The sequence below is a fragment of the Pseudomonas sp. DD1 genome, from assembly GCF_044510355.1.
Taxonomy (GTDB): domain Bacteria; phylum Pseudomonadota; class Gammaproteobacteria; order Pseudomonadales; family Pseudomonadaceae; genus Aquipseudomonas; species Aquipseudomonas shahriarae.
Map to the genome: position 1 here is coordinate 252,099 of NZ_MSAJ01000033.1, position 21,227 is coordinate 273,325.

General features: G+C 61.3%; 22 protein-coding genes. 2 read left to right on the plus strand and 20 right to left on the minus strand.

The genetic code is table 11. The annotated features are described in order from the left end of the window. Positions 1 to 58: 58 nt before the first annotated feature. Positions 59 to 793, minus strand: coding sequence for a fumarate/nitrate reduction transcriptional regulator Fnr (fnr, locus tag PSFL_RS20295; RefSeq protein WP_032863348.1), 735 nt, complete (start codon positions 791 to 793; stop codon positions 59 to 61). A gap of 154 nt (positions 794 to 947) precedes the next feature. Between fnr and PSFL_RS20300 the strand changes: the two genes are divergently transcribed. Continuing rightward, the gene (locus PSFL_RS20300; protein ID WP_057439494.1) at positions 948 to 1,418 is read left to right on the plus strand and encodes a hypothetical protein; all 471 of its coding nucleotides are present in this window, start codon (positions 948 to 950) and stop codon (positions 1,416 to 1,418) included. 6 nt (positions 1,419 to 1,424) lie between these two features. Here the strand turns inward: PSFL_RS20300 and hemN are convergent, their stop codons facing one another. The 16 genes from hemN to ccoN (PSFL_RS20380) form a co-directional block, all read right to left on the minus strand. Further along, positions 1,425 to 2,807, minus strand: coding sequence for an oxygen-independent coproporphyrinogen III oxidase (gene hemN / locus PSFL_RS20305; RefSeq protein ID WP_170044397.1), 1,383 nt, complete (start codon positions 2,805 to 2,807; stop codon positions 1,425 to 1,427). A 102-nt stretch (positions 2,808 to 2,909) separates the two neighbouring features. Next, positions 2,910 to 3,593 (minus strand): sulfite exporter TauE/SafE family protein, encoded by a 684-nt coding sequence (locus PSFL_RS20310; RefSeq protein WP_057439492.1) that lies wholly within the window; start codon positions 3,591 to 3,593, stop codon positions 2,910 to 2,912. Further along, positions 3,586 to 3,813, minus strand: coding sequence for a cbb3-type cytochrome oxidase assembly protein CcoS (gene ccoS / locus PSFL_RS20315; protein WP_057960320.1), 228 nt, complete (start codon positions 3,811 to 3,813; stop codon positions 3,586 to 3,588). The genes PSFL_RS20310 and ccoS overlap by 8 nt, the downstream gene beginning before the upstream one ends. 22 nt (positions 3,814 to 3,835) lie before the next feature. Further along, on the minus strand, positions 3,836 to 6,286 hold the full coding sequence (locus PSFL_RS20320; RefSeq protein ID WP_169960514.1) for a heavy metal translocating P-type ATPase: 2,451 nt from the start codon (positions 6,284 to 6,286) through the stop codon (positions 3,836 to 3,838). A 96-nt stretch (positions 6,287 to 6,382) separates the two neighbouring features. Next, the gene (locus PSFL_RS20325) at positions 6,383 to 6,922 is read right to left on the minus strand and encodes a FixH family protein (protein ID WP_057960318.1); all 540 of its coding nucleotides are present in this window, start codon (positions 6,920 to 6,922) and stop codon (positions 6,383 to 6,385) included. A 14-nt stretch (positions 6,923 to 6,936) separates the two neighbouring features. Continuing rightward, positions 6,937 to 8,352 (minus strand): cytochrome c oxidase accessory protein CcoG, encoded by a 1,416-nt coding sequence (ccoG, locus tag PSFL_RS20330; protein ID WP_057439629.1) that lies wholly within the window; start codon positions 8,350 to 8,352, stop codon positions 6,937 to 6,939. A gap of 207 nt (positions 8,353 to 8,559) precedes the next feature. Beyond that, the gene (locus tag PSFL_RS20335) at positions 8,560 to 8,970 is read right to left on the minus strand and encodes a type II toxin-antitoxin system VapC family toxin (protein ID WP_057439489.1); all 411 of its coding nucleotides are present in this window, start codon (positions 8,968 to 8,970) and stop codon (positions 8,560 to 8,562) included. Further along, entirely contained in the window at positions 8,970 to 9,224 is a 255-nt protein-coding gene (locus PSFL_RS20340) for a type II toxin-antitoxin system Phd/YefM family antitoxin (RefSeq protein WP_029300038.1), read from the minus strand. The genes PSFL_RS20335 and PSFL_RS20340 overlap by 1 nt, the downstream gene beginning before the upstream one ends. A gap of 142 nt (positions 9,225 to 9,366) precedes the next feature. Further along, a complete protein-coding gene (ccoP, locus tag PSFL_RS20345; protein WP_170044392.1) occupies positions 9,367 to 10,350 on the minus strand; it encodes a cytochrome-c oxidase, cbb3-type subunit III in 984 nt (327 codons plus the stop codon). Beyond that, a complete protein-coding gene (locus PSFL_RS20350; RefSeq protein WP_003175465.1) occupies positions 10,347 to 10,532 on the minus strand; it encodes a CcoQ/FixQ family Cbb3-type cytochrome c oxidase assembly chaperone in 186 nt (61 codons plus the stop codon). Before PSFL_RS20350 ends, ccoP (PSFL_RS20345) begins: the two co-directional genes overlap by 4 nt. A gap of 5 nt (positions 10,533 to 10,537) precedes the next feature. Continuing rightward, the gene (gene ccoO / locus PSFL_RS20355) at positions 10,538 to 11,146 is read right to left on the minus strand and encodes a cytochrome-c oxidase, cbb3-type subunit II (RefSeq protein ID WP_057439487.1); all 609 of its coding nucleotides are present in this window, start codon (positions 11,144 to 11,146) and stop codon (positions 10,538 to 10,540) included. Further along, positions 11,146 to 12,588 (minus strand): cytochrome-c oxidase, cbb3-type subunit I, encoded by a 1,443-nt coding sequence (ccoN, locus tag PSFL_RS20360; protein ID WP_057439486.1) that lies wholly within the window; start codon positions 12,586 to 12,588, stop codon positions 11,146 to 11,148. The genes ccoO (PSFL_RS20355) and ccoN (PSFL_RS20360) overlap by 1 nt, the downstream gene beginning before the upstream one ends. Positions 12,589 to 13,111: 523 nt before the next feature. Then, positions 13,112 to 14,035 carry a cytochrome-c oxidase, cbb3-type subunit III gene (gene ccoP, locus PSFL_RS20365; RefSeq protein WP_057439485.1) on the minus strand — a complete coding sequence of 308 codons (924 nt, stop codon included), beginning with the start codon at positions 14,033 to 14,035 and terminating at the stop codon, positions 13,112 to 13,114. Further along, complete coding sequence (locus PSFL_RS20370; protein ID WP_057439484.1) at positions 14,032 to 14,250, minus strand: cbb3-type cytochrome c oxidase subunit 3; 219 nt, start codon at positions 14,248 to 14,250, stop codon at positions 14,032 to 14,034. The genes ccoP (PSFL_RS20365) and PSFL_RS20370 overlap by 4 nt, the downstream gene beginning before the upstream one ends. 3 nt (positions 14,251 to 14,253) lie before the next feature. Next, positions 14,254 to 14,862 (minus strand): cytochrome-c oxidase, cbb3-type subunit II, encoded by a 609-nt coding sequence (gene ccoO / locus PSFL_RS20375; protein WP_029300055.1) that lies wholly within the window; start codon positions 14,860 to 14,862, stop codon positions 14,254 to 14,256. 10 nt (positions 14,863 to 14,872) lie between these two features. Then, positions 14,873 to 16,297, minus strand: a complete 1,425-nt coding sequence (gene ccoN / locus PSFL_RS20380) for a cytochrome-c oxidase, cbb3-type subunit I (RefSeq protein WP_029300057.1) — start codon at positions 16,295 to 16,297, stop codon at positions 14,873 to 14,875. A gap of 79 nt (positions 16,298 to 16,376) precedes the next feature. Between ccoN (PSFL_RS20380) and PSFL_RS20385 the strand changes: the two genes are divergently transcribed. Next, entirely contained in the window at positions 16,377 to 17,069 is a 693-nt protein-coding gene (locus tag PSFL_RS20385; protein WP_057439483.1) for an alpha/beta family hydrolase, read from the plus strand. Positions 17,070 to 17,172: 103 nt separating this feature from the next. Here PSFL_RS20385 and PSFL_RS20390 read toward each other — a convergent pair whose 3' ends face one another. From PSFL_RS20390 to PSFL_RS20400, 3 genes are all read right to left on the minus strand, one after another. Continuing rightward, positions 17,173 to 18,738 (minus strand): PAS domain-containing methyl-accepting chemotaxis protein, encoded by a 1,566-nt coding sequence (locus PSFL_RS20390; RefSeq protein ID WP_057960312.1) that lies wholly within the window; start codon positions 18,736 to 18,738, stop codon positions 17,173 to 17,175. 84 nt (positions 18,739 to 18,822) lie between these two features. After that, entirely contained in the window at positions 18,823 to 19,992 is a 1,170-nt protein-coding gene (locus PSFL_RS20395; RefSeq protein WP_397470417.1) for a glycosyltransferase family 4 protein, read from the minus strand. After that, entirely contained in the window at positions 19,989 to 21,197 is a 1,209-nt protein-coding gene (locus tag PSFL_RS20400; RefSeq protein ID WP_397470418.1) for a glycosyltransferase family 4 protein, read from the minus strand. Before PSFL_RS20400 ends, PSFL_RS20395 begins: the two co-directional genes overlap by 4 nt. Positions 21,198 to 21,227 lie beyond the last annotated feature (30 nt).

Genomic DNA, 21,227 nt, shown 5'->3' on the forward strand with positions numbered 1-21,227 from the left:
TATACCTGCGGCCTCGCCGGTTGGCTTGGCCACAAGTGTCGCGCCCCTCGTGCGCCGATCAGCCGTCGAGGGAGCCGCCGGCCAGTGCGCAGAGCTGGATCGGGTCGAGGATGTGCACTTCCTTGCCCTCGGCGGCAATCAGTTCGTTCTGCTGGAAGCGCGTGAACACCCGGGACACGGTTTCTACCGCCAGGCCCAGGTAATTGCCGATTTCGTTGCGCGACATGCTCAGGCGGAACTGATTGGCCGAGAAACCACGGGCGCGGAAGCGCGCCGACAGGTTGACCAGGAAGGTGGCAATCCGTTCGTCGGCGGTTTTCTTCGACAGCAACAGCATCATTTGCTGGTCGTCCCGAATTTCCCGGCTCATCACACGCATCAACTGGCGGCGCAACTGCGGCAATTGCAGGGCCAGTTCATCCAGGCGTTCGAAGGGAATCTCGCACACCGACGTGGTTTCCAGAGCCTGGGCCGACACCGGGTGGATCTCGGTGTCCATGCCCGACAGGCCAACCAGCTCGCTGGGCAGGTGGAAACCGGTGATCTGCTCTTCGCCGCTATCGCTCAGGCTGAACGTCTTCAAGGCGCCCGAGCGTACTGCATAGACGGAATCGAACTTGTCACCCTGGCGAAACAGAAACTCGCCTTTCTTCAGTGGGCGACCACGTTTAACGATTTCGTCCAGCGCATCCATGTCTTCCAGATTCAGCGAAAGTGGCAAGCAGAGGGGAGCCAGGCTGCAATCCTTGCAGTGAGCCTGGCTATGAGCGCGCAGTTTAACTGGCTCGGACATTTCTTAAATCCTTGTGGGAAAACACACATAAGACGTAAGGGTACCGCACTGAGGGACTATCAAGCCAGCCTGTACAAAAAACCGGCAGAGGTATAAAGGTTTTTACCCGGTGGCCGATGAACTGCTAACGACAATGAGCTTGGAGGCTCACGATATGCTTTCCATCGACGGCAATCTTCCGTCCCGCACCACTGTGCCGACGCTGCTTGAATCGAAAAAAACCAGCACCGTGGGCGCCGGTACCGAATCAACGGCGCTGGGTGAAACCCAGCCTGCCGAAGGCGTGAGCGTGACCTTCTCCGGTGCGTCGCTGAAGGCCGCCAGCGCCGAGAAGACGGCCAACGATGATATCGAAGAAAGCGGGCTGGACGAGAACGTGCAGAAACTGCTGAAAATGATTCGCCAGTTGAAGCAGCAGATCGCGGAAAAGATGGCAGAGATGTCGGCGATCATGTCCGACAAGCGCCTCAGCCCGGAGCAGGTCCTGGCGAAACTGAGCGGCGTGCAATCGGCGCTGGGCGGCTTGCAAGCCTCGCTGACCGGCGCCTATGCGTCGTTGAGCGAAGCGATGAAGAACCTGAGCGCCGAAGACGCGGTGAAGGCCGCCTCGTTGATGGCCAAGTAACCCGGCTCAGATCACCCGTGAAAAGCGCTGCCTATTCTGTTGCTCCAGATAGGCATCGAACACCATGCACACCGAGCGCACCAACAGGCGCCCGGCTGGCAGCACCCGGATTCCCTTGGCGTCGAGTTCGATCAGGCCGTCACTGGCCATTACTTCGAGTTGCGGCCAGAGCTCGGCGAAATAACCGCGAAAATCCACGGTGAAGGCCTGCTCGATGCTGTCGAAGTCCAGGCTGAAGTGACAGATCAGCTGTTGGATCACCGCCCCTCGTAAACGATCGTCCGCCTTGCACAGCAGGCCGCGACTGGTGGCCAGTTGCGCGCCGGCCAGGGCATTCTGGTAATGACTCAGGTCGCTGCTGTTCTGGCAGTACAAGTCACCAATCTGACTGATGGCCGAAACGCCGAGCCCGATCAAATCGCAGTGACCGTGGGTGGTGTAGCCCTGGAAATTGCGTTGCAGGGTGCCCTCTTCCTGGGCGATGGCCAGTTCGTCGTCGGGCAGGGCGAAGTGGTCCATACCGATGTAGGTGTAGCCGGCGGCCGTCAACTGTTCGATGGTTTCCTGCAGCATCTGCAACTTGACGGCGGGGGCCGGCAGGTCTTCGCTGTTGATCCGCCGCTGGGGCAGGAAGCGTTCCGGCAGGTGGGCATAGTTGAATACGGACAGGCGGTCGGGTTGCAGGCTGATGACTTCGGCCACCGTGCGGGCGAAATGCTCGGGGGTCTGCTTGGGCAGGCCGTAGATCAGGTCAATGTTGATCGAGCGAAACTGCAGGGTGCGCGCGGCATCAATCACCGCGCGGGTCTCTTCCAGGCTTTGCAGGCGATTGACCGCCCGTTGCACCTCGGGGTCCAGGTCCTGCACGCCGATGCTCACACGGTTAAAGCCCAGTTCACGCAACAGGCCCATGGTGGCCCAGTCGGCTTCCCGTGGGTCGATCTCAATGCCGTAGTCGCCGGAATCGTCATCCAGCAGGTTGAAGTGTTGGCGCAGTTGCGCCATCAGTTGGCGCAATTCGTCGTGGCTGAGAAAGGTCGGGGTGCCGCCGCCAAAATGCAGCTGCTGCACCTGTTGGTGGGGGTCCAGGTGGCAGGCCACCAGTTGAATCTCCTGCTCCAGGCGCTGCAGGTAGGCCTGGGCGCGACCGCGGTCCTTGGTGATGACTTTGTTGCAGGCGCAGTAGTAGCAGATGTTCGCGCAGAACGGCACGTGCACATACAGCGACAGCGGGCGCACGGCCTTGCGGCTGTCGCGCAGGGCGTGCAGCAGGTCGAAGGTGCCGACCTGGCTGGTGAATTGTACGGCGGTGGGGTAGGAGGTGTAGCGCGGTCCTGCCAGGTCGTAGCGATGAATCAGATCAGTGTCCCAACGAATGGCGTCGAGCATGCGGGCGTTCCCCGGATTGGCTAGTGGGCCGAGTCTAGGGGCATGGCTGGGCGGTCATCTTGATTTGTATCAACGGGGAGCGGCGCTATGCCACATGGCCTTTTAGTGGCCCATCAGCCAGTGCTGATGGGGCCCGGGTAGGGTCCAGATACCGAACACAATCACCAGCAGGCCGCCGGCCATGCGCACACTGCGCTTGCGTAACAGCGCGGTGACGCGCTCCGCCGCCAGCCCGGTGGCGAGCAGTACCGGCCAGGTGCCGAGGCCAAAAGCGAGCATCAGCAACCCGCTGTCCACGGCGTTGCCCTGGCTGGCCGCCCACAACAAGGTGCTGTAGACCAGGCCGCACGGCAACCAGCCCCACAGCGCGCCCAGCAGCAGGGCGCGGGGCAGGCTGGACACCGGTAGCAAACGGTTGGCAAACGGCTGGATATGCCGCCACAGGCCGCGCCCGAGGCTTTCGATACGGGTCAGGCCGCTCCACCAGCCGGCCAGGTACAAGCCCATGCTGATCAGTAGCAGGCCGGCCAGGATGCGCATGAACATCGCCGCCGGGCTGTTGGCCACGGCCCAGCCGGCCAGGCCGATCAATACGCCGGCGGCGGCATAGCTGAGGATGCGTCCCAGGTTGTACGCCAGCAGCAGGCGAAATCGCCGGCTGCGCTGTTCCGGGGGGATGGCCAGGGTCAATGCGCCCATCAGGCCACCGCACATCCCCAGGCAATGGCCGCCGCCCAGCAGACCGAGGATTAGCGCGGAAACCAGCAGCGGCGCGAGGTCAAGCATGGGGCGGCGCCGGCTCGTCAGGCTTGGCTGGTGGCTGCGGGTGGCTGCTGGCCTCGTCGACAGCGGCCAGGTGCTTGGGATCCTGGTCGTCGAACAGCACGCTGTGGGCCGGCCCGTCGAGGTCGTCATACTGGCCGCTGTCCACCGCCCAGAAGAAGATGTAGATGGCGATGGCGACGATCAGCAGCGCCGCGGGAATCATTACGTAAAGAGCTGGCATCGCTACTCCATGCCCGCGCGGCTCAAGCCGGCAGCGGGCGGGGCTGTGGGGTGGTGCTCGCGGCACTGGCGCGCGGCAGGCGCGTCAGGCGCAGGGCGTTGAGCACCACGGTCAACGAACTGAGGGACATGCCGATCGCGGCCCAGATCGGCGTGATCCAACCGAGGGCGGCGAACGGCAACATCAGGCCATTGTACAGCCCGGCCCACAGCAGGTTTTCAATGATTACCCGGCGCGTACGCCGCGCCAGGCTGAACGCTTGCACCAGGGCATCCAGGCGGTTGGACAGCAGCACCGCGTCGGCGCTGGTTTTTGCCAGGTCAGTGGCCGAGCCCATGGCCACGCTGATATCCGCCGCGGCCAATACCGGCACGTCATTCACGCCGTCACCGAGCATCAACACCTTGCGGCCTTCCTTGTGCAACTGTTGCAGCACTTGCAGCTTGTCATCCGGGCGCAGGCCGCCACGGGCTTCATCAATCCCCAATTCGGCGGCGACGCTGGCGACCATCGGCGAGCTGTCGCCCGATAGCAGCAAGGTGCGCCAGCCCCGCGCCTTGCACGCGGCCAGCAGTGCTGGCGCATCGCTGCGCAGGCGATCATCCAGGACAAACCAGGCCAGGGCGCCGCCGGTATCGCCCAGCAGCAGCCATTGGCCAGCGTCTTGCGGCGAATCGGGAATCGCGCAGCCGCTTAATTCACAGACGAAACCGGGCTGGCCGATCCGCAGCAGGCGTTCACCGACCCGACCTTCGAGCCCCAGGCCGGGGGTGCTGAGCACTTCATCAGCCGCCAGCGGGGCTCGGCCGAAGGCCCGGGCAATCGGGTGTTCGGAGCGGTTTTCGAGGGCGGCGGCCAGGGCCAGGGCCAAGTCGCTGCTCATGCTGCCCAGTGGCCGGATGGCGCGCAGAGCCAGGCGGCCCTCGGTGAGGGTGCCGGTCTTGTCGAAAATCACTGTGTCGATCTGGTTCAAGCCTTCCAGCACATGGCCTCGGGTCAGCAACAGGCCGAGTTTGTGCAGGGTGCCGGTGGCGGCAGTCAAGGCGGTGGGGGTTGCCAGGGACAAGGCGCATGGGCAAGTCGCCACCAGCATTGCCAGGACAATCCAGAACGCCCGCGAGGGGTCCAGTTCCCACCACAGCAGGCCAATCACGGCGGCGGCGATCAGCGAGCAAAGCAGGAACCATTGCGCGGCGCGGTCGGCGATCTCAGCCAGGCGTGGCTTTTCGGCCTGGGCCCGCTCCAGCAGGCGCACGATGGCCGACAAGCGGGTGTCATGGCCCAGGGCGCGCACTTCCACGGTCAGCGCGCCTTCGACGTTGAGAGTGCCGGCGGTGACGCTATCGCCGGCTTGTCGCGGTTGTGGCAGGTATTCGCCGGTGAGCAGGGATTCATCAATGCTCGACTGGCCATCCAGGATCACCCCATCAGCCGGCAGGATCGCACCCGGATGCACCAGCACCCGGTCGCCCAGGGCCAATTCGGTGAGCAGGATGCGTTCGCTCTGGCCATCGCTTTTGAGGCGCAGGCACGAGGCCGGCAGCAGGTTGACCAGTTGGGCAGTGGCGGCGGCGGTGCGTTCTCGGGCGCGACGCTCCAGGTAGCGCCCGGCCAGCAGGAACAGGGCGAACATGCCTACGGCATCGAAATACAACTCGCCCACCCCCGTGATGGCGGTCCAGATGCCCGCCAGGTAAGCGCCGCCAATGGCCAATGACACCGAGACATCCATGGTCAGGTGGCGGGTGCGCAGGTCGCGCATGGCGCCCTTGAAAAACGGCGCGCAGCTGTAGAACACAATGGGGGTGGTCAGAAACAGCGCGACCCAGCGCAGGATCACGTGCAGCTCGGGGCTCAGGTCGATATTGAATTCCGGCCAGGTGGCCATGGTCGCCATCATCGCCTGGAACCACAGCAAGCCGGCGACCCCGAGTTGGCGCAGGGCCAGGCGGTTTTCGCTGGCCAGTTGTTCGGCGGCGCGGTCGGCCTGATACGGGTGAGCGGCGTAGCCAATCTGGCGCAGCTCGCTGAGCACCTGGCTCAACGGCAATTGCGCGTCGGCCCAGCGCACATGCAGGCGATGGTTGGACAGGTTCAGCCGCGCCTCGGCCACGGCCGGCAGGCTGCGCAGGTGTTTTTCGATCAGCCAGCCACAGGCGGCGCAACTGATGCCTTCCATCAACAGGGTGGCTTCGGCCAGGTCGCCGTCGTGGCGCACGAAGGGCTTTTGCACATCGGCGCGGTCGTACAGCGCCAATTCGTCGACCAGTTGCACCGGCAAGGCTTCGGGGTTGGCCGAGGCTTCACTGCGGTGCTGGTAGTAGCTTTCCAGGCCGCCCGCGACAATTGCCTCGGCCACCGCCTGGCAACCCGGGCAGCAGAGCTCGCGGGGCTCGCCGAGGATCACCGCGGTGAAGCGGCTGCCGGGCGGGACGGGGAGGGCGCAGTGGTAGCAGGGGGTTGGGGTGGTCATGGCTTTGGATCTGTGTGGGCAGGGAGGGCCTCATCGCGGGCAAGCCCGCTCCATCTGTAGGAGCAGGCTTGTCCGCGATGCGCGAAGCGCAGGCTTTCAGTTCTTCAGGTCTTCAGCACCCTGCAACGGCTCGTCACCCAACTTCAAGTCGGTGCCATGGCTGACTTCTTCCTCTTCAAACATACGCCAGGTACGGTCGCCTTCGACCCCCAGCAGTTCGACGAAGCGGCGGCCTTCGACCTTGTCAGTCACCTGGCCGATATAACGCCCCGGCTCGCTCTGGCTGCGGGTGAGCACGACCTTGCGGTCTTTCTCCGGCTGGGTCGGCGAAATCAGGTTCAGTTCCAGAGTGGTCGGCCCGCTGTTGCCCGTGAGAAACAGCTCCACTTCCCCGGTCAGTTCATCCAGGTGCAGGGTGGCGCGCATTTGCAGGGTCTGGGCCAGCAATTCGCGGTCCAGGGAGCGGTTGATGCCTTTGCCGGCCTCGTAGTAGTTGTCGTTGACCAGGTTGTCCGGGTTGTTCACCGCGATGGTCACCATGGACAAGGTCAACGTCACCGAACAGGCCAGGATGGCAATGATGATCCAGGGCCAGAGGTGCTTGTACCAGGGGCTTGCGGCAGTTGCTACGGGCATTGTTCTGCTCTCTTTTAACGAATTTGTGGGCCGATGAATCGGCTCTTGGCTTCAACGTGGACGCTGTCATCGTCAGCATCCTTGAGGATGAATTTCACCTCGTTGGTGCTCGATGGCATTTGTTCCGGCGCGCTCGACAGCTCCACCGGCATGGTGAAGATTTCCCCGGCGGCGACCTTGATTTCGCGCTTGCCTTGTAGCTTGAGGTCCGGCAGGCCGCTGGCGTCCAGCACGTAGGTGTGATCGCGCTGGTCCTTGTTCATGATTTTCAGGCTGTAGACGTTCTCGATCCGCCCTTCGGCGTTTTCGCGGTACAGCACGCGGTCCTTGCTGACGTCGAAACCCACCAGCGAACGCATGAAGAACGCCGTGGCCAGCAGGGTGATCATCGCCAGCAGCACCAGCGCATAGCCGATCAGGCGCGGACGCAACTTGTGGGTCTTTTGCCCCGACAGGTTATGTTCGGTGGTGTAGCTGATCAACCCACGAGGGTAGTCCATCTTGTCCATGATCGTGTCGCAAGCATCGATACAGGCCGCGCAGCCAATGCACTCAATCTGCAGGCCGTCACGGATGTCGATCCCGGTGGGGCAGACCTGTACGCACATGGTGCAGTCGATGCAATCCCCCAGGCCCAGGGCCTTGTAGTCCACGCCTTTCTTGCGTGGGCCACGTACTTCGCCGCGACGCGGATCGTAGGAAACGATCAGGGTGTCTTTGTCGAACATCACGCTCTGGAAGCGCGCATACGGACACATGTAGATGCACACTTGCTCACGCAGCCAGCCGGCGTTGCCGTAAGTGGCGAGGGTGAAGAAGCCAACCCAGAAGTACGACCAGCCATCGGCCTGGCCGGTGAAGAACTCGAAGACCAGTTCGCGAATCGGCGAGAAGTAGCCGACAAAGGTCATGCCGGTGACAAAACCGATCAGCAGCCACAGCGTGTGCTTGCTGAGTTTACGCAGGAGCTTGTTGGCGCTCATCGGCGCCTTGTCCAGCTTGATCCGCTGGTTGCGGTCGCCTTCGGTGACCTTTTCGCACCACATGTAGATCCAGGTCCACACGCTTTGCGGGCAGGTGTAGCCGCACCAGATACGCCCGGCATACACGGTGATAAAGAACAGGCCGAACGCCGAGATGATCAGGATGCCCGACAGCAGGATGAAGTCCTGGGGCCAGAATGTCGCACCGAAAATGAAGAATTTGCGCTCTGGCAGGTTCCACCAGACGGCCTGGTGTCCGCCCCAGTTCAGCCATACCGTACCGAAGTACAGCAGGAACAGGCCGGCACCGCCGAGCATCCGCAGATTACGGAACATCCCGGTGAAGGCTCGAGTGTAGATTTTCTCTCGCGAGGCGTAGAGATCGACAGTGTTGCTGGTTTTTTTAGCAGGCGGGGTAACGTCGTGTACCGGAATCTGATCGCTCATCATTGCATCCCACGGCAGTGGAGATTTGCCTCGGCCAGTACGTGCCAACCGGGGTCAAAATAGGGGTCTAGCAGTGGCGCAATGATACGCCTGTAGTACGGGTGAACGGGTGCGACCTTTGGTCGCGTTGGGGGAAATCAATTGATGGTGTACGTGACTTGAATCAATTGACAGGAGGAGTATGGACGGTTTTTCAGGGCTCGAAGGTCATTGGTCCCACGGGTTGATCAGTTTCACGCCGCTGCTTTGGAAGTCGGCGACATTGCGGGTGACCACGGTCAGGCCATGAACCAGAGCGGTTGCGGCGATCAGCGCATCACCTTCGTTAGCGCGATCTGGCACATGCAGGCTGGCGCAGCGCAAGGCCACGGCAGCGTCAATTGGCAGGATCCTGGCATCGAAGGCCGGCATGACATGGCGTTTGAGCCAGGTGCGCAAGACCTTGCCCTGCGCGGGGTCACGGCGTTCCATTCGCAGCACCCCAGTCTCCAGTTCCTTCAAGGTAATCGCCGAAATATACAGGCGTGGCGCAGCGACGGTTTTGGCCCACGCCACCACATTTTTGTCGGCTTGGGGTTTGCGTAACTCGGAAATGACATTGGTATCGAGCAGATACATCAAGAGAGGTCCACGGGTCGATGGATAATTACGGCACGTTCGGTTTCAAACTCGATATCCGCCGCTTCGGGCATCACCAACAGGTCAACAATATCGGCGTTGATGCCTGTCAATTTTTGGTAGTCCTCAATACTTAGCAGCACATGAGCAGGCTTGCCTCGGTCGGTAATAAAAACCGGTCCTTGGCGCGCGGCTTTTTTGGCACCGCTTGTGTCTTGGTTGAATTCGCGGCTGGATATTGTCGTGATGGTCATGGGGCGCCTCCCAGCGTGATGGGGGAATGTAGTTACGTTACTACGGCGCAGTTGCAAGCTACAAGCGGTCGATGCGCTTCACTGGAAACAAAAAAGCCCCGTCAGCATGCGCTATACGGGGCTTTCTCTTGCGGCTTGCAGCTTACTTCTGTTCTTGCTGCTCTTGCTGCTCTTTGTGCGACAGGCTGTAAACATATGCCGCCAGCAAGTGCACCTTGTCGTTACCTTGCAGTTGCTCCTGCGCAGGCATCTGGCCCTGGCGGCCGTAACGGATGGTCTGCTGCAGTTGGGCGAAGCTGGAACCGTAGATGAACGCGCCCGGGTGGGTCAGGTCAGGTGCGCCCATCGCTGGCGTACCTTTACCGGCCGGGCCGTGGCAGGCCACGCAGTTGGCGGCGAAGAGTTTCTCGCCGTTGGCCACGTCGGCCTTGGCGCCTTCCGGCAGCTTGCGGCCATCGAGGTTGGTCAGCACAAAGCCGGCCACGTCGGCCACGCCTTGTTCGCCGATGACTTCAGACCAGCCCGGCATCACCGCATGGCGACCGGCCATGATGGTGGCCTTGATGGTCTCCGGCTCGCCGCCCCAGCGCCAGTCGGCGTCGGTCAGGTTGGGAAAGCCGTAGGCGCCCTTGGCGTCGGAGCCGTGGCAGACCGAGCAGTTGGAGGCGAACAGGCGGCCACCCATCTTCAGGGCTTGCGGGTCCTTGGCTACTTCCTCAATGGGCATGGCTGCAAATTTGGCGAAGATCGGCCCAAACTTGGCGTCCGAGCGTGCCATTTCCTTTTCCCACTCGTGCACGCCGGTCCAGCCGCTCTGGCCGTTGGCGAATGGGGTTTGCTTGTCGTTATCCAGGTAGGCATAGCCCGGCAGCAGGCCTTTCCAGTTGCCCAGGCCCGGGTACAGCACCAGGTAACCCAGGGCAAACACGATGGTGCCGACGAACAGCATGAACCACCACTTTGGCAGTGGGTTGTCGTATTCCTCGATGCCATCGAACGAGTGGCCAACTGTCTCGTCCGTTTGCTCGGCGCGCTGGCCCTTGCGGGTCGACAGCAGCAGCCAGGTCAGGGCAAAAATGGTACCCAGACTGAGGACTGTGACGTACAGACTCCAGAACGTAGTCATTCTTTGTTACTCCTAGAAGCTTGCTCGACGTGCTTGATGGCTTCGGGATCATCCGCAAAAGGCAGCAAGGTCGCGTCTTCAAACTCTGACTTGCGCTTGGGGCTGAATACCCACAACGCCAGGCCGATAAAGGCCACCATCACGACAACGGTGCCCAGGCCTCGAATCATCCCGATATCCATTCAGATCACCGTTTGCTTTTGATGATGGTGCCCAGGCCTTGCAGGTAGGCCACCAGCGCGTCCATTTCGGTCTTGCCCTTGACGGCTGCCTCGGCACCGGCGATGTCTTCGTCGGTGTAAGGCACGCCGAGGGTGCGCAAGACTTCCATTTTCTTGGCGGTGTCTTTGCCGTCGAGCTTGTTTTCCACGAGGAACGGGTACGCCGGCATTTTCGACTCGGGCACCACGTTGCGCGGGTTGTACAAGTGCGCACGCTGCCAGTCATCGGAGTAACGACCGCCAACACGGGCCAGGTCCGGACCGGTACGCTTGGAACCCCACAGGAACGGGTGGTCCCACACGCTTTCACCGGCGACCGAGTAGTGGCCGTAGCGTTCGGTTTCGGCACGGAACGGGCGGATCATCTGCGAGTGGCAGCCGACGCAGCCGTTGGCGATGTAGATATCGCGGCCTTCCAGTTCAAGGGCGGTACGCGGCTTCATGCCTTCGACCGGCTTGTTGGTCACGTCCTGGAAAAACAGCGGAACGATCTGGGTCAGGCCGCCGATACTCACGGCGATGACCATGAAGAAGGCCAGCAGGCCGATATTCTTCTCGACTACTTCGTGCTTCATCAGTGAGCTCCCACGACGGCGATCTTGGTGGCGGCTTCAGCCTCTACAGGGTTGGAAGCACGCACGGTGCGCCATACGTTGTAGGCCATGAACAGCATGCCGCTGGCAAAGAACGCACCACCGAGGGCGCGGACGATGAAACCAGGATGGCTGGCTTGCAGCGCTTCGACGAAGGAATAGGTGAGGGTGCCGTCGTCGTTGATCGCACGCCACATCAGGCCCTGGGTGATGCCGTTGACCCACATCGAGGCGATGTAGAGCACGGTGCCGATAGTGGCCAGCCAGAAGTGGGTGTTGATCAGGCTGGTGCTGTGCATCTGCGCCCGGCCATACAGCTTGGGAATCATGTGGTACAGCGCGCCGATGGAAATCATCGCTACCCAGCCGAGAGCGCCGGCGTGTACGTGGCCGATGGTCCAGTCGGTGTAGTGGGACAGCGAGTTGACGGTCTTGATGGCCATCATCGGGCCTTCGAAGGTCGACATGCCGTAGAACGCCAGCGACACCACCAGAAAGCGCAGGATCGGGTCGGTGCGCAGCTTATGCCAGGCGCCCGACAGGGTCATCATGCCGTTGATCATGCCGCCCCAGCTCGGAGCCAGCAGGATGATCGACATGGCCATGCCCAGGGACTGTGCCCAATCCGGCAGTGCGGTGTAGTGCAGGTGGTGCGGACCGGCCCAGATATACAGGGTGATCAGTGCCCAGAAGTGCACGATGGACAGGCGATAGGAGTAGATCGGACGCTCGGCCTGTTTCGGCACGAAGTAGTACATCATCCCCAGAAAGCCCGTGGTCAGGAAGAACCCTACGGCGTTGTGGCCGTACCACCACTGGATCATCGCATCGGTCGCACCGGCGTAGGCCGAGTAGGACTTGAAGAAACTCACCGGCAACGAGGCGTGGTTGACGATGTGCAGCATCGCCGTCACGACGATGAATGCGCCGTAGAACCAGTTGCCAACGTAGATGTGCTTGGTCTTGCGCTTGACGATGGTACCAAAGAACACGATGCCATAGGTCACCCAGACGATCGCCAGAAGGATGGCAAGGGGCCATTCCAATTCCGCGTATTCCTTGGTGGTGGTGAAGCCCATTGGCAGGGTGATGATGGCGCCCACGATAACCGCTTGCCAGCCCCAGAAGGTGAAGGCGGCGAGACCGTCGGAAATCAGTCGCGTCTGGCAGGTTCGCTGCACGACATAGTAGGAAGTGGCAAACAGTGCACATCCGCCGAAGGCGAAGATCACCAGGTTGGTGTGCAGCGGGCGTAGGCGTCCAAACGTCGTCCATGGCAGGTCGAAGTTCAACTCCGGCCAGACCAGTTGCGAGGCGATGAAGACACCGAGCCCCATGCCAAGGATCCCCCAGACCACCGTCATGATGGCGAACTGGCGGACTACCTTATAGTTATAAGCAGTCGGACTGATTGCTGTGCTCATTCTAAGGTTCCACGGTTTAGGTGTTTTATTAGGATAAAAATCGGTCGCAAGTATGGAGAAAGCGGGGTGCCATTGCAACGTAACGCTGACCTGCGTCAATGCTTTACAAACCAGATTCTGCGCCCTTTCCATGTTTGGCGTAAGGACAAAATCAAAAATGAAAAGCTGACGGGTTGGACAGGAATTTTGCAGGGGTGCAGGCACTTGCGCGCAGGTCTGAGCAAACAAGCTGGCGCAGTGACGAATGGTCAATGGCGTGACAGCCGGTAACTGTCAGCCTTTGCGCCTGTCACCTTGCTTGAATGTCAGACTCATCGCGTGCAAGTCGGTCTGCGACCGCTCAACACCGGTCTACTATCGGAACAAGCGTAGACCCGAATGGCGGGAGGGGAAAGGTGTGCTTTAGAAGGGTGCGACAATGGGGCGCAGGGGGCAGCGGTGAGTGGCAAGTCTGGAGCGGGAGAGGGGGAGGGCTGCAAGAGCCGAGTTGAGAACTCTTCTCTTGCAGCTTGTAGCGTGCAGCTTACTTCTGCTCTTTCTGCGACAGGCTGTAGACGTAGGCCGCCAGCAGGTGGACCTTGTCGTTGCCTTGCAGTGCTTCCTGCGCCGGCATCTGGCCTTGGCGACCGTGACGGATGGTCTGTTGCAACTGCGCCAGGCTGGTGCCGTAGATGAAGCCGGCAGGTTGCGTCAGGTTCGGCGCGCCCATGGCTTCTACGCCGTGGCCCTCTGGGCCGTGGCAGGCCACGCAAGTGGTGCTGAACGCTTGCTGGCCGGCGGCCAGGTCAACCTTGCTGTCAGCCGGCAGCGGCAACTTGGCCAGGTCGTGGCGTACATAGGCAGCGACGTTTTTCACACCGTCTTCGCCCAGCACCTCACCCCAGGCCGGCATTGCAGCGTGGCGACCGTTCATGATGGTCAGCTTGATTGCATCCGCCGAACCACCCCAGCGCCAGTTGTCGTCCGCCAGGTTCGGGAAGCCGTAGGCGCCCTTGGCATCGGAGCCGTGGCACACCGCGCAGTTGGAGGCAAACAGGCGACCGCCCATTTTCAGCGCTTGTGGGTCTTTGGCGACCTCTTCCACGGGCATGGCTGCGAATTTGGCGAAGATCGGCCCGAACTTGGCGTCGGCCTTGGCCATTTCCTTGTCCCATTCCTTGGTCTGGGTCCAGCCGTCTTCATAGCCCGGCAAGACGCCTTTCCAGTTGCCCAGGCCCGGATAGAGGATCAGGTAGCCGACGGCAAATACCAGGGTGCCGGCGAACAACAGGAACCACCATTGGGGCAGAGGGTTGTCGTACTCCTCAATCCCGTCGAAGGCGTGGCCCATGGTCTGGTCGACGCTGCCCTTGGTCTCGCCCTTGCGGGTGCCGAACAACAGCCAGGTCAGGCCGATCAGGCTGCCGAGGGTCAGTACACAGATCCATGTACTCCAAAAGGTAGTCATGGCCGAATGCTCCTTGTTACAGGCTCTTCTTGAGCGTCGGATGGGGTGCCGGTGGCGTCAGGCTTAGGCTCATCGGCAAATGGCAGCAGGCAGGCCTCGGCGAACTCCGGGTTGCGCTTGGAGTTGAACACCCACAGCGACAGGCCGATGAAGGCAATTGCCACCACCAGCGTGCCGAGGCCGCGGATCATTCCGGTATCCAGTTCAAAACCCATGGTTCACCTCTTGCTCTTGATTGCAGTGCCAAGCACTTGCAGGTAGGAGACCAGAGCGTCCATTTCGGTCTTGCCCTTGAGGCTGTCCACGGCGGCGGTGATGTCCGCGTCGGTGTACGGCACGCCGAGGGTGCGCATGACCTTGAGCTTGGTTTCGGTGTGGCTGCTGTCGACCTGGGCGGTGACCAGCCATGGATAGGCCGGCATCTTCGACTCAGGCACGACGTTGCGCGGGTTGTACAAGTGCGCGCGGTGCCAATCGTCGGAGTAGCGTGCACCTACCCGGGCCAGGTCCGGACCGGTGCGCTTGGAGCCCCACAGGAACGGGTGGTCCCACACGCTTTCGCCGGCGACCGAGTAGTGGCCGTAGCGTTCGGTCTCGGCGCGGAACGGCCGGATCATTTGCGAGTGGCACTGTACGCAGCCTTCGCGGATGTAGATGTCACGGCCTTCCAGTTGCAGCGCGGTGTAGGGCTTCATGCCTTCGACCGGCTTGTTGGTGACGTCCTGGAAGAACAGCGGGACGATCTGCGTCAGGCCACCGATACTCACGGCAAGCACCATCAGCAGCATCAGCAGGCCGACGTTCTTTTCAATCGTTTCGTGTTTCATCATCGACTCCTCAGGCCATCTGCGCCGCAGCGGCTACTTCGGCAGGTTGTGCCGAACGCACGGTGCGCCAAGTGTTGTAAGCCATCAGGAACATGCCGCTGAGGAAGATCGCACCACCCACCAAACGCACGATGAAGCCTGGGTGGCTGGCCACCAGGGTTTCGACGAAGGAGTAGGTCAAGGTGCCGTCTTCGTTGACTGCACGCCACATCAGGCCCTGGGCAATGCCGTTGACCCACATCGAAGCGATGTAGAGCACGGTGCCGATAGTGGCCAGCCAGAAGTGCGCGTTGATCAGGCCGAGGCTGTACATCTGCTCGCGACCGAAGACTTTCGGGATCATGTGGTACAGCGCGCCGATGGAAATCATCGCCACCCAACCCAGAGCGCCGGCGTGTACGTGGCCGATGGTCCAGTCGGTGTAGTGGGACAGGGCGTTGACCGTCTTGATCGCCATCATCGGACCTTCAAAGGTCGACATGCCGTAGAACGCCAGCGATACAACGAGGAAGCGCAGGATCGGGTCGCTGCGCAGCTTATGCCAGGCGCCCGAGAGGGTCATCATGCCGTTGATCATGCCGCCCCAGCTTGGCGCCAGCAGAACCAGCGACATCACCATGCCCAGGGACTGTGCCCAGTCCGGCAGCGCGGTGTAGTGCAAGTGGTGCGGACCGGCCCAGATGTACAGGGTGATCAGTGCCCAGAAGTGCACGATGGACAAGCGATAGGAGTAAACCGGACGCTCGGCTTGTTTCGGCACGAAGTAGTACATCATCCCCAGGAAGCCTGCGGTGAGGAAGAAACCTACGGCGTTATGGCCGTACCACCACTGCACCATGGCATCCGTCGCACCGCCGTACAGCGAGTAGGACTTGGTCAGGCTGACCGGGATTTCCAGGTTGTTGACGATATGCAGGATCGCTACGGTGATGATGAACGCACCGAAGAACCAGTTACCGACGTAGATATGCTTGGTGTTGCGCTTGGCCACGGTGCCGAAGAACACGATGGCATAGGCGACCCAGACAATGGTGATCAGGATGTCGATCGGCCATTCCAGCTCGGCGTATTCCTTGGAACTGGTATAGCCCAGTGGCAAGCTGATTGCCGCCAGCAGGATCACCAATTGCCAGCCCCAGAAGCAGAACGCGGCGACTTTCGGCGCGAACAGCTGGGTCTGGCAGGTGCGTTGCACCGCGTAGAAGGAGCTGGCAAACAGCGCGCAGCCACCAAACGCGAAAATCACCGCGTTGGTGTGCAGTGGGCGCAATCGACCGAAACTGGTCCAAGGCAGGTTGAAGTTGAGTTCGGGCCATACCAACTGGGCGGCGAGAAAAACCCCGAGCCCCATGCCGACGATGCCCCACACCACCGTCATAATGGCGAATTGGCGGACCACCTTGTAGTTATAGGCGGTACTTAAAGTAGTGTTCATGGTTCCCCATCCACGGTTCAACCCAAGCAGATGCAGCACTTGGGCTGGAGTTATAGGCAGACTAAAAAGCGAGGCAAGCATGGGCAAAGAGCACAAGGCCAGTATTGACGGGGATCAATGGGCGCAGTGTGTGGGTGAATACGGTTGGTTGTGGAATGCAGCCACGCGCGAGGGCGCTGGCCCATCACCCACGCTGATCCTGGCCCACGGTGCTGGCGCGCCGATGGACTCCGGCTTTATGGACGACATGGCTGCACGCCTTGCCGGGCATGGCGTGAACGTATTGCGCTTCGAGTTTCCCTACATGGCCCAGCGCCGTGTGGACGGGGGCAGGCGCCCACCGAATCCGGCTCCAAAGCTGCTGGAATGCTGGCGCGAGGTATATGCCCAGGTGCGACGTCATGTCGCTGGGCCTTTGGCTATTGGCGGCAAGTCCATGGGCGGGCGGATGGCCAGTTTATTGGCCGATGAATTGGCGGCTGATGCACTGGTGTGTCTGGGGTATCCGTTCTACGCGGTGGGCAAGCCAGAGAAGCCACGGGTCGAGCATCTGGCTGGGCTGAAGACCCCGACCTTGATTGTGCAGGGCGAACGCGATGCGCTGGGCAATCGGGCGGCGGTGGAGGGGTATGTGCTGTCGCCGAGCATCGAGGTGATGTGGCTGGTGGCGGGGGATCATGATTTGAAGCCGTTGAAGGCTTCGGGGTTTAGTCATGCGCAGCATTTGGAGGCTGCGGCGGGGAAGGTGGCAGGGTTTCTCGGCGCCTGTTAGGGCCTCATCGCGAGCAAGCTCGCTCCCACATTTTGAATGGATTCACAAATCAAAGTGTGGGAGCGAGCTTGCTCGCGATAGGGCTAGATCAGGCAGTCAATCCCTAGCGGTTAAACCGCTCCACCAGCGAATACTGCGTATTCGCCGTATGCGTCAGCTCTTCACTCAACTGTGCCGAGTTCAACGCCTGCTCCGACGTCTGGTCCGCCAACAGCGCAATGGTGCTGATATTGCGGCTGATCTCTTCGGCCACCGAGCTTTGCTCCTCGGTCGCGGCGGCGATCTGGGTGGTCATGTCGGTAATATGGGCCACCGCCTCACTGATCCCCACCAGCGCCGCGTCAGCTTCCATCACCCGTGCCACGCCTTCTTCAGCCTGGCGATGCCCGGCATCCATGGTCTGCACGGCGGTGCTGGCGGTCTGTTGCAGCTTGGCGATCAGGGCATGGATCTGCCCGGTGGATTCGCTGGTGCGTTGCGCCAGCTGCCGCACTTCATCGGCCACCACCGCAAACCCACGGCCCATCTCACCGGCACGCGCCGCTTCGATGGCGGCGTTGAGGGCCAGCAGGTTGGTCTGGTCGGCAATGCCTTTGATCACATCCACCACGCCGCCGATTTCGTCGCTGTCCTTGGCCAGTTGGGTCACGGTTGTCCCGGTCTCTCCAACCACCACCGACAGGCGCTGGATGGCTTCGCGGGTTTCCCCGGCAATGTCCCGGCCACGGCTGGTCAGGCGATTGGCTTCTTGGGTCGCATCGGCCGTGCGCTGTACATGGCTGGCGACTTCCTGGGTGGTGGCGGCCATCTGATTGACGGCGGTGGCCACCTGCTCGGTCTCGACGCGCTGGCGTTCCAGGCCGGTTGAACTGTTGTGGGCCAGGGTGTTGGACTGGCGCGCCTGGTCGTTGAGGTGCTCGGCGGTGTCCTGCAAACGGGTCAGGCAGGTCTTCAGGCGGGCTTCCTGGCTGAGGATCGACATCTCCAGTCGCGCCTGCGCGCCACGGCTGTCGGTGTACATCTGCGCAATCAGCGGGTCGGAGGTGGTCTGTTCGGCCAGGCGCAGCAGGCGCTTGAGGCCGCGCTGCTGCCAGCTCAGGCCGAGCAGGCCCAGGGGCACCGACAAGGCGGCGGCCAGGGCAAAACCCCAGTGGGAGTCGAACCAGACGCCGATCAGGAAGCTCAATTGGCTGACCAGGATAAACGGCAGCCAGTCCTGCAGTACCGGCAACCATTTATCGCTGCGCGGGATGGCCGACTTGCCCTGGTTGATTCGTTGGTACAGCGCTTCGGCACGGCGGATCTGCTCGGCGGTCGGCTTGACCCGCACCGATTCGTAGCCGATCACCTGTTCGCCGTCGAACACCGGGGTCACGTAGGCGTTGACCCAGTAGTGATCGCCGGTCTTGCAGCGGTTCTTAACGATGCCCATCCATGGCAAGCCTTGTTTGAGCGTCGTCCACATATGCGCGAACACGGCCGCCGGCACATCCGGGTGGCGAACCAGGTTGTGCGGGGCGCGCATCAGTTCATCCCGGGAAAACCCACTGATCTCGACAAACGCATCGTTGCAGTAAGTGATCACGCCTTTGGCATCGGTCGTGGAGATCAACCGTTGTTGAGCGGGGAAGGTACGTTCGCGCTGGGTAACGGGTTGGTTATTACGCATGATTGATCAATCCGCAAGGCTTTGACAGGTTGTCGGCCCCGGCGGGCTTTTATTTAACTTATTTTTGCAATAATCAGCGGGTTTCTATCGGGTGCCCAGGATGTCCATCGCCATGCGCTGGTGGATGGTGGTCCGTGCGTAATCGCGAACGAATGCCGAGCGGTCGGTGGGCTCGAGCTTGAGTCGAGCCAGTGCGGCGATGGCGGACTCCACATCTGCCGGGGCAAACACCGAAGCGTTGGCGATATGGGTAGTGGCGAAGTGTTTTGAGTAGCCTTCCAGGCCTGCCAGGATCGGCTTGCCGGTGGCGGCGTATTCGAACAACTTGGAAGGAATGACCTTGAGGAACGCCTTGAATGTATTGAGGTGCAAAAAAAGCACATCAGCCTGGTCATAGTGAGTGATGAGTTGGGCGCGGGGTGTCGGTGCAATCAGTTCGACATTCGTGATTTGCCGGCTTTGCAGTTCATCCCGCAACTTTTGTAGCGTGCCGCCATGGCCGATCACGTAGAAGCGCGCCCTGTCAGCCAAGCGTTCAGCCAACTGCGGGATGATTTTTTCCAGACCCTGGCCTGCGCCGATATTGCCGGCATAGACAATTTTCAGGCGATCGGCAGGTGCCCAGGGGGTGTCCTGTGGGAGTGCTGGCTGGCAGAAGAGGGCGTCAATGCCATTGGTGAAGGTGGAAAACGTCTTATGCGGGTAGCGCTCGACGAAGTAACTGAGAAACCCCGGTGACACCAGGTTGATCCGCGATGCCTGGTTTATCGTAAGCCGTTCGACCACGCAAAACAGCCGGGCCAGGCACTTGCCCATAACGCCGGGGAACAAGTCGGGCAATACATCGACGAAAATATCGCGGATATCCAGATAGAGCGGCGTCTTGCGTGCGCTGGCGATAGACGCCGCCAGGGCGGCGGTCATCAGCCGCGAGGAGGAGGCGAGGATCAAGTCGTACTCTTTGCCCTTTATCGCTTTGCGCACCCCATGGGCATAGGCAACAAACCCCCTGGCCTGATCGCGGAAGTTCCTGGGGTGCTTGGGCAGGGCTATGCGCGTAATACAAAGCCCTGGCTGTTGGGCATCGCTGTCTACCGTGCAAGAGGTGGCATAGCGGTTGGGATGAGTGGTGAGCAAGTCGATCTGCACCTCGTCGCCCGGGTGCGCCAGCAGGGCCTCAACCATCGCTTCGACTCGGAATGCCGCCAGGTCAGGCGGGTAATAGAAGCTCAGTAGCAGAATTCGTATGGTCATGGATGGCCCTGGTCCTTGCCTGCCAACCGGTGGTACAGCCCCACCAGTTCGGCTTCTTGCTGTTCCCAGTTCAAATATCTGGCGGCAATCAGGGTATTGCTGGCATACCTGCGGCGTAACGCGGGATCACCCAGCAGGCGGGTGAGGGCTGTTTGCAGTTGCACGTCATCACCCGCCGGTACCAGCAGCCCGATGTCATGGGCTCTGACAATCCGGCGAATTTCCGGGAAGTCCGTGGCGATCACCGGCAGCCCGGCGATCACGTACTCGAACAATTTGTTGGAGTCGGTGGTGAAGTGGTTCAGGCAGGTGTTTTCGATGGGTTGCACACCAATGTCGGCCGACGCGGTGTAGCTGGGCAAATCCGCCAGGGGCACCACCGGGATAAAATGCACCCGTTCGGCCAGGCCCAGTTCATTGCATAACGTCATTAACGGCACGCAGAGCTTGCCGCCGCCGATCAGCACGAAATAGGCATCCGGTACCCTTGCCGCTACCCGCAACAGCCGTTCCAGCCCGCGTCCCTGCTGCAATCCTCCCTGATAAACGATGATCGGCCAGGGCTGCAACAGCCCCAGTTCGTTGCGGATCCGTTGCGTCGGCGGGCTGTTGCTGAACCGGGGGCGATTCTGCAGCACCTGCGGGCGGGCAATCGCGTATGCCCGGGCAAAGAACTTCGCCCGCGTCTCGGTGGTGGTGATGTTGCCGTCAGTCCTGGGCATCAGCGTGCGCTCGATCAGCGCTACCCACTTGCGGTAGCGCCCGTAACCTTCGCGGCTGGTGCTGAGCTCATGGGCGTCGTACACCAGCTTGGCGCCACTGAGCCGGGCGGCGAGCCAGGCGCTGGGCAGGGTATTGACGTCATGGGCGTGGATCACCGTGGCGCGGTGCCCGGCAATGCGCGCTATCAGGCCGATATGGGTCCACAGCCGGGCAACTACGCGCAGGACGGTCATTGGGTTGCCAGCAGCCGACGCGCTCGGCGATTGTTGCGCTTTGACACGGCGCCATCGCCATAACGGACGTCGTGCGACCCGAACTACCCGGGTGCCATCCATGAGGGTTTCCTTACTACGGGTCACACCGGGGGTATGCAGCGCGAATACCGTGACTAGATAGCCAGCCGACTGAAGGGTCTGGGCTTGTTTCAATACCCGGGCGTCATTGCGGAATTCGTTCCATACGAGCATGGCAATACGAGTCACGGGAACCCTCTCCTGTTCGGCTAGTTGAGA